General features: G+C 53.5%; 5 protein-coding genes and 1 pseudogene. All 6 read left to right on the forward strand.

Features of this window, described 5'->3' with window-relative positions; translation table 11 throughout:
• Nucleotides 1-91: 91 nt before the first annotated feature.
• Nucleotides 92-466, forward strand: a complete 375-nt coding sequence (locus IQ241_RS25895; protein WP_228022066.1) for a tetratricopeptide repeat protein — start codon at nucleotides 92-94, stop codon at nucleotides 464-466.
• 135 nt (nucleotides 467-601) lie between these two features.
• Nucleotides 602-2098, forward strand: a complete 1497-nt coding sequence (locus IQ241_RS24495; protein WP_228022067.1) for a CHAT domain-containing protein — start codon at nucleotides 602-604, stop codon at nucleotides 2096-2098.
• A gap of 266 nt (nucleotides 2099-2364) precedes the next feature.
• Nucleotides 2365-3684, forward strand: a complete 1320-nt coding sequence (locus IQ241_RS24500) for a hypothetical protein (protein ID WP_228022068.1) — start codon at nucleotides 2365-2367, stop codon at nucleotides 3682-3684.
• Between the two features lie 46 nt (nucleotides 3685-3730).
• A complete protein-coding gene (locus IQ241_RS24505) occupies nucleotides 3731-4852 on the forward strand; it encodes a DUF1822 family protein (protein WP_193912328.1) in 1122 nt (373 codons plus the stop codon).
• Between the two features lie 35 nt (nucleotides 4853-4887).
• Nucleotides 4888-6402: a CHAT domain-containing protein gene (locus tag IQ241_RS24510; protein WP_228022069.1), complete on the forward strand. Its 1515-nt coding sequence runs from the start codon at nucleotides 4888-4890 to the stop codon at nucleotides 6400-6402.
• Between the two features lie 115 nt (nucleotides 6403-6517).
• A pseudogene (locus IQ241_RS24515) lies at nucleotides 6518-6949 on the forward strand (Rpn family recombination-promoting nuclease/putative transposase); the annotation flags it as partial.
• Nucleotides 6950-7058: the final 109 nt, after the last annotated feature.

The following is a 7058-nucleotide window of genomic DNA, read 5'->3' on the forward strand; positions in this document are numbered from 1 at the left end:
AGAGAGTTCTGCCACATTCGCGGTTATTTATCGACTCTGAAAAAGCAGAACCTCAACATCTTGGATGCATTCGTCGAACTTTTTTCCGGCAATGCTCCCTCTCTTCTCCCTCAGCCTGAGTAGTTACAATCTTTTTTTTGAACAGCTTGCTATATCGAAGAATATCTCAAACCGATACCAAGAAGCTAATGCCTTAAACGGTCTAGGGCTTTCACATGCTCGGTTAGAGCGGTATCAGGAGGCCATTCAATTCTCTGAGCAAGCTCTAAAAATTCCTCGCGAAATCAACGACTTTCGCGAGGAAGCATACGCATTAGGTGATTTAGGATATGTTTATGCCTCTTTAGGTCAGTACCAACAGGCAATGAACTACTTAAAGGAATGCCTGCAAATTCAAAGAAGATTAAACAACAGGTGGGGCGAAGGAATAACATTGAGCTCAATTGCTAAAGTTTTAAATGCTTAAAACCAAATTGAGCTAGCGACTGTTTTTCTTAAATCCTCAGTCAATGTACGAGAATCAATCCGAAGCGATATGCAGGGTCTTGACAACGAATTGCAGCGCTCCTTTGTTAATACAATTGCTGATGATTATCGATTTTTGAGTAATCTCCTCCTTGAACAAGGCCGCATCCCTGAAGCCCAGCAGGTGCTCGACCTGTTGAAAATCGAAGAACTGCGAGAATTCACCCATAGCACCACGACCCGCGCGACCTGGACAACAGACGGCATCGTGTATACCGCCCGAGAACAGCCCGTCGCCGATGCTCACGGTGACCTCATCGCCTTTGGTCAAACCCTCTACGAATGCGAGCAAACCAGCTGCGACCAGATCGACAGCCTGCTCTCTCAGCATGAACAGCTCACGGCTCAATACGACCAGCAGCTAGCAACATTTGCATCTGCCATGCGCGATAACCGCTATGACGATGACCTCTTTCAAAACCCAGACAATCTCAGCGGTGAAGCTCAAGAGCTGCTCGAAGCTAATCCCAATTCCGTATTAATCTATCCCTTTGTTACCGACGACAAGCTGTGGCTGCTGTATGCCACCGTGGGTAGCGTCGGCAGCATCGAGATAGACGTTACTCAAGCCGATCTCTCAAAGACTGTGCAACGCTTTGGCGAACTGTTCCAGTATGGAGGCGATCTGCAAGCGCTACAGGCGACGAGCCAACAGCTGTATGGCTGGCTAATCGAACCCCTAGAAGCAGCGCTACAGAAAAACGGCATCGAGCACCTGATCTTTGTGAATGACCGAGTCACCCGCTACATTCCCATGGCGGCCCTGTTCAATGGCGAGCAGTACCTTATCGAGCGCTACGCCGTATCCACGGTTCTCTCCCCCGCCCTGACCAATACTACTGAAAGCTTAGAAACAGCAGACACCGCCAACGTGCTCGGGTTGGGGCTGACCCAGGCGGTACCCGGCTTCAATCCTCTACCAGAGGTAGAACAAGAGCTCGATGCCATCGTCCTCAGCGGCGGCGCAGATACGACGGAGGTTTATCCTGGTCAGGTCTATCTCGATGACGCTTTTACTCTAGACCAGCTCAAGACTAGCATCGCCGACTATAGGGTACTCCACATTGCTACCCATGCCGCCTTTGTCCCCGGTCAGCCCGAAGCGTCGTTTATTGTGCTGGGCAACAGCGATCGCATGCAGATTCCCGACATTGAAACGATGGAGCGGCGGCTGCGCAACCTGCATCTGGTCGTGCTCTCGGCCTGTCAAACGGCCCTGGGCGGTGAAGCCAGCGACGGCACCGAGATTGCCGGCATCAGCGCCTATTTTCTAGAAACAGGCCGAGCCGAATCGGTGATTGCCTCGCTTTGGCTGGTCAGCGATGATAGCACCAGCCTGCTGATGCAGCGCTTCTACGAGCTGCTGGCCTCGGGCGAGCTGACCAAAGCCGAAGCCCTACGCCAGGCCCAGCTGAGCTTGCTCTACGACCAGGATACTGAAGCTCGGCTAAGCGCGGCCCGCAATGCCTCTTTGATCGTTCAAACCCCAGAAGGCGAACCGATCACCAATGCCCCCGAACTAGCCCATCCCTACCACTGGGCACCGTTTATTCTGATCGGCAATGGGCTGTAGCCTAAAAAGCAGGCTGAATAAGTCATCACCGCTGAGCAATATAAGATGACAGAACAGCCGAGGAACATCATGAATTTATCAACGCTGGGGATATGCTGCTGGGTGACTTTTGCCCCTGACAGGATCAGACATTCTTTAAGGAATCCTCAAACTCAACCGCTTGTGCCTGAAGGCACTATGGACTAGTTTCAGGGTTAGTCGGGTCACGTTTCGCAGCAGATATCAGACAAATCAGTACAATGGACCATCTATCACGCTACTGGCAAATGAGAGTTTTAACCGGGCCGGGACAGCTAACGTATCGAAATTTTCCAGACGTGCAGCAGTGGTTTGAACCCCGCTATGCCGATAGCCTTAGTGCAGGAACGTTAGACGAAACGGACTGTCAGCGATCGCTGTGGGAAATGGCCCAGAGCAGTCGCGAAGAAGCCTCGCTAGCCCAGCTTAGCCTGCGCTGCTGGGTCAGCTATCAAATTGAGGCTGCCTGTAATCAGCTGGCGAGGCAGTTCGGTGAAGCCTACAGCTTTACCCAGAACGACCTGTGGCGGCTGGTCATGGATGATGACGGGAGGACGTCCTCAGACTATACACCGGTAACGGTGAAAATTTTGAATCAGTATGACCCCGCTCAATCTGGGCTCAGAAACTGGACCTATCGGCTCACCAAGAGCAACTCTGATATCAATGCATTTTTGAAAGAGCAAGGGCTATACCGAATTTCCCCTTGGGCCATTCTCAATGACACTAAGCTGCCCCAGTTGCCAAAAGTGCTGCCGCATCTCAGCCGGGGCGAGCTAACGGCGGCAGGCCGATTGCTGAATGCCTATCATCAGGTCTATCGCCGCGATCGCATTGCCAACCGCCAGGCTGGCCGGGGCAGGCGCTGTGAGGACCCCACCGATGAGCAGCTGCGGCGGATCAACCCGAATGAGCCTGCCAATGTCGTCTTTTCACAGCTCAGCGAGCTAGCCGAGCAGCTGCGTCAATACCGAATTGCGGCCCGGCGCGGCTCCCCGCAGACCCAGTCTTTAGATCGGTTGGAGCGAGATGCCTATGACCGCGAAGACCTGACGGCCGATGACGGCGAACAAGTTCAGGACGAATTCTTACAGCAGTATCGAGATAACTTTGTCGCTGCTCTGGATGCCTCCATTCAGGCAATAGTGCAGGTTTATGTCGATAGGTATCAAAAGCGGCGGCCACCCCAGGGGCAAATTTACTGCCAGGCGCTCGAGCTTTTTCACTGTCAGGGCTTGTCGATGGCTGAGATTGCCAGGCAGGTAGGCCTATCGTCACAGGTTCAGGTGACCAGGCTGCTACAGCTTAGACGTCTGCGCGCAGAAGTGCTTGTTCACTGGCTCAACCAGCTCAAACAGCAAACCCAAGCCAAAGCGCTGAACCATATTTCACCAGAGCGGTTGAACGCCATTGCCCAGCAGCTAGACCAGGTTCTAACCGAGGAGACCGAGGCGGTTATGGACGCGGCGCAGGCCGAAGCTCAGATGCCTAAGAACCGAACCTCCAACAGTTTGTTTGCTCGCCGCCTCTGTTACCTCTTGGCCAACATCATCCTGCCACCGCCCTAACCGGCAGCACTTCCCTCACACCATTCTCACACCGCTATGCTTAGCCATGACTCATTCAGCAACTGACCCTAACAGCTTTGACGATTTTGCACCTTTAACAGAAGAGACGATTATGCTATCCAATAGTGCTATAGACTGGGCCGCCGGTGTTTGTCGAGACATCTCGGACGATGATGAACAATGGAAAACCTATTTGAGAGCCTTTGCCGTTGCTGGCTTCAACCAGTGGCTGAAGGAAGGTGCGCTGAGCTTGGTAGGGGACTATGAGCGGCAGCAGCCTCCTGAAATAGGTGTGAATATGCAGGTTGGCGGTCAGCGACTCTGCATCCTGCCGATGGGCAGCCTGAGCGAAGACCAGGTGATTGTTCCCGTCAGCGCGATCGCGGGAGACAGGGCGGCTGACCTCTATGTGCTGATTGAAGTACAGGAAGAGGCCGATCGAGTCCGCATTGTGGCTGGCCTCCGCCGCGACCAGCTGCTGAGACACCACCAAAATGGTGATTTGCTCCAGATTAATACTCAGCGGATATCGGTGCCGCTACGGCTTTTTGAGGAGACCCCAGAGCAGCTGCTGCTGTACTTAAGCTGTTTGGAACCTGTGACCGAAACGCTGTCTGCAGCTGCTGCTACAGCTGATAGAGACAACCCTGTGGCCCTAGACGCTTTATCCGCAGGGGTCATTAACACGAGCCGATGGTTCAAAAATCAGCTTGATGACATCTCTAGCCGGCTAGCGTGGACGCTTCTACCGCCTATGGTACCTGCTACGGCAATGCGCCCTGTAAGAGACACTGTTGACAATATCGTGCAGGAGCTGACGAGTCACAATATTGCCCTACCGCCAGAGGCAAAGGGAGTTGGTGGGTCGATTGAGGTGGGGGGCATTCCCTGCCAGTTCTATGCCTGGGTTTGGCCGCTGGAGACCCAGGAGGTCGTTGAATGGAGCCTGCTGCTAATGCTGGGGCCGGAACCGGGCGCAACGCTCCCCGCTGGGACAGAACTCATTATTGATGACCAGTCTGAGGTGATTGCGCGGCAGACCTTCACGGAGGAAGATGTAGCCACCTATCTATTTACGCAAGTTGCCGGTACGATTGAAGAACAGTTTTCGGTACAAATCTGTTTGCCGACTGGCGAAATCACCAAGCTGCCAACCTTTGGATTTTAGGAGGATGAACCTTGATGAGCCGCAGGATGAAGCGAATGATGGATGCAACCATTCGCAACCCAATCGGCCTGCTATTGCTCGCCTGGCTTGCGGCCGGTGGGCAGCTACCACCGGCTATAGCCGGTTCGCTCGCATCTGATGAACCGCCCGCTGCAGCCGGAGCGGGGGCGAATCTAGCGGATACCGCCGCGGCTGAACTCCGAGTCTCAGCGGCGATCTCGGCGGGTCAAGAGCTTGCTGCTTTACAGCAAATCCCGCTGTCGGAACGGACGCCTGAACAGCAGCGGCGAGCGCGATCGCTGATGGCTCAGCAGCAGCACCTGCAAGATGCTTTTGACCAATTTCTCAAGCAGCCAGCGGTTCAGTCTGCCCTAGAGCAGCTACGGCAGAGCAACAGTGGAACGAGCCTAGAGCCTAGCGACTTTGGACAGGTTCAAGCCCAGCTTGCCCAGATGGAGGGTGCGGTTCTTTTCTATCCGCTCATGCTCGAAGACCGGCTGGAGCTAGTCCTGGTGACAGCAGACGCGCCGCCGCTGCGTCGTACGGTAGCGGTGAGCAGAGCCGACCTAGAGCAGGCGGTGGCCAATTTTAGAGAGAGTTTAGAGAAGCAAGGCAATGACCCGTTTACCCCAGCTCAGCAGCTCTATGAATGGCTGATTGCCCCCTTTGAGGCCGAGCTAGCCCAGGCGGAAGCTAAGGCGATTTTGCTATCTTCCGATGGGGCCTTGAGAACGATTCCGTATGCGGCGCTCCACGACGGCGAGCAGTGGCTAGTGGAGCGGTTTGCTTTCAATCGGGTGAACCCGAGAAGCTTAGCGGATTTAGGTACGGACTCGCTGGAATCCCTGCGCCCGCTGATTGGCGGGGTCTCAGAAACGCAGTTTGAGGGAACAGTGGGAGGCAGAGATGTGAAGCTGAATGACCTTCCAGGAGTAGCCCAAGAAGTTGATTTAATTTCAGAGCTGATACCTGATGCAACGGTATTGCTGAACGACGAACTCAGTGAGGTCGAACTGCTAGAACGAGTAAGAAATCACAATATTGTCCATCTGGCAACCCATACACTGCTAATGCCAGATACACCGCAGGATTCTTTATTGTTGTTTGGCAATGAGGAAATTGTTACATTACAAGATTTACAGAATTGGGACCTGAGTGGCGTAGAGCTAGTGATACTAAGCGGTGGTAGAACTGCGCTGGATGTTGAGCTAGGGGATGAAATAGGACTAACAAGCTTTAGCTATTTAATGCAGCGAGCAGGAGCCGAGGCTGTGATGGCTTCACTGTGGGACTTCTCGGATTTCACTCCAACGGTACTAATGCCAGAGTTTTACCAGGCGCTTATCACAGGCTATTCTCCAGCTGAGGCCTTACAGCAGGCACAGATAGCAATGATACGGGAAGCTGCAGGACCGGAGGTGCGACAGGTTAAAGCTAGTCTTACCATTATTAATGCAGATACTGATTCAGAGTCTGAGCATCCCTCCCTGAGGGGCTTTGCTCATCCTTACCACTGGGCCGCGTTTGTATTGACCGGCAACGGAATGTGATGCGACACCGCCCCGCATTAAAATGACGGGGCTAATCAGTTTCAAACCCACTGAAGGGGTTGAAGCGATAGGGTATAGTCAGGCCCCGCCCATTCCGCCTCATGACCAATGCCTCATGACCCCCATCGACCACGACCGCCTGTTCAAAGAGCTGCTCTCGACCTTCTTCGTCGAGTTCCTCGACCTCTTTCTGCCAGAGATGATGCAGTACCTGGAGCCAAGCTCCATCACCTTTCTGGACAAAGAAGTCTTCACCGACGTCACCGCCGGCGACCGCTATGAAACCGACCTGCTCGCCCAGGTCCAGTTCCAGGGTCAGCCTTCCTTCTTTCTGATCCATGTCGAAAATCAGGCGACGGCCCAGCCTGAATTTGGCAAGCGCATGTTTCGCTACTTTGCCCGGCTCTATGAAAAGTACGACTATCCCGTCTATCCCATCGTCGTCTTTTCCTACGACCAGCCCAGAGTTCCTGCTCCCAGCCAGTTCAGAGTCGAGTTTCCAGACTTTGCCGTACTGAACTTTAACTACTATCAAATGTCAATTAACTTGTCCGGTCAGCGTCAATTAACTTGTCCGGTCTTATCAGTCTGCTTTTGAGAACGCTGTTTAGCCCTGTGCTGCCGAAAACTGTCTGCCTGGATTTCGATGATGACCG

It is taken from the genome of Vasconcelosia minhoensis LEGE 07310 (assembly GCF_015207255.1).
Lineage (GTDB): Bacteria > Cyanobacteriota > Cyanobacteriia > Phormidesmidales > Phormidesmidaceae > Vasconcelosia > Vasconcelosia minhoensis.

Excerpts from the sequence above, each read along its gene's own strand:
- IQ241_RS25895 (WP_228022066.1), top strand. The coding sequence starts at position 92 with ATGCTCCCTCTCTTCTCCCTCAGCCTGAGTAGTTACAATCTTTTTTTT.
- IQ241_RS24505 (WP_193912328.1), top strand. The coding sequence starts at position 3,731 with ATGACTCATTCAGCAACTGACCCTAACAGCTTTGACGATTTTGCACCT.
- IQ241_RS24510 (WP_228022069.1), top strand. The coding sequence starts at position 4,888 with ATGATGGATGCAACCATTCGCAACCCAATCGGCCTGCTATTGCTCGCC.
- IQ241_RS24500 (WP_228022068.1), top strand. The coding sequence starts at position 2,365 with ATGAGAGTTTTAACCGGGCCGGGACAGCTAACGTATCGAAATTTTCCA.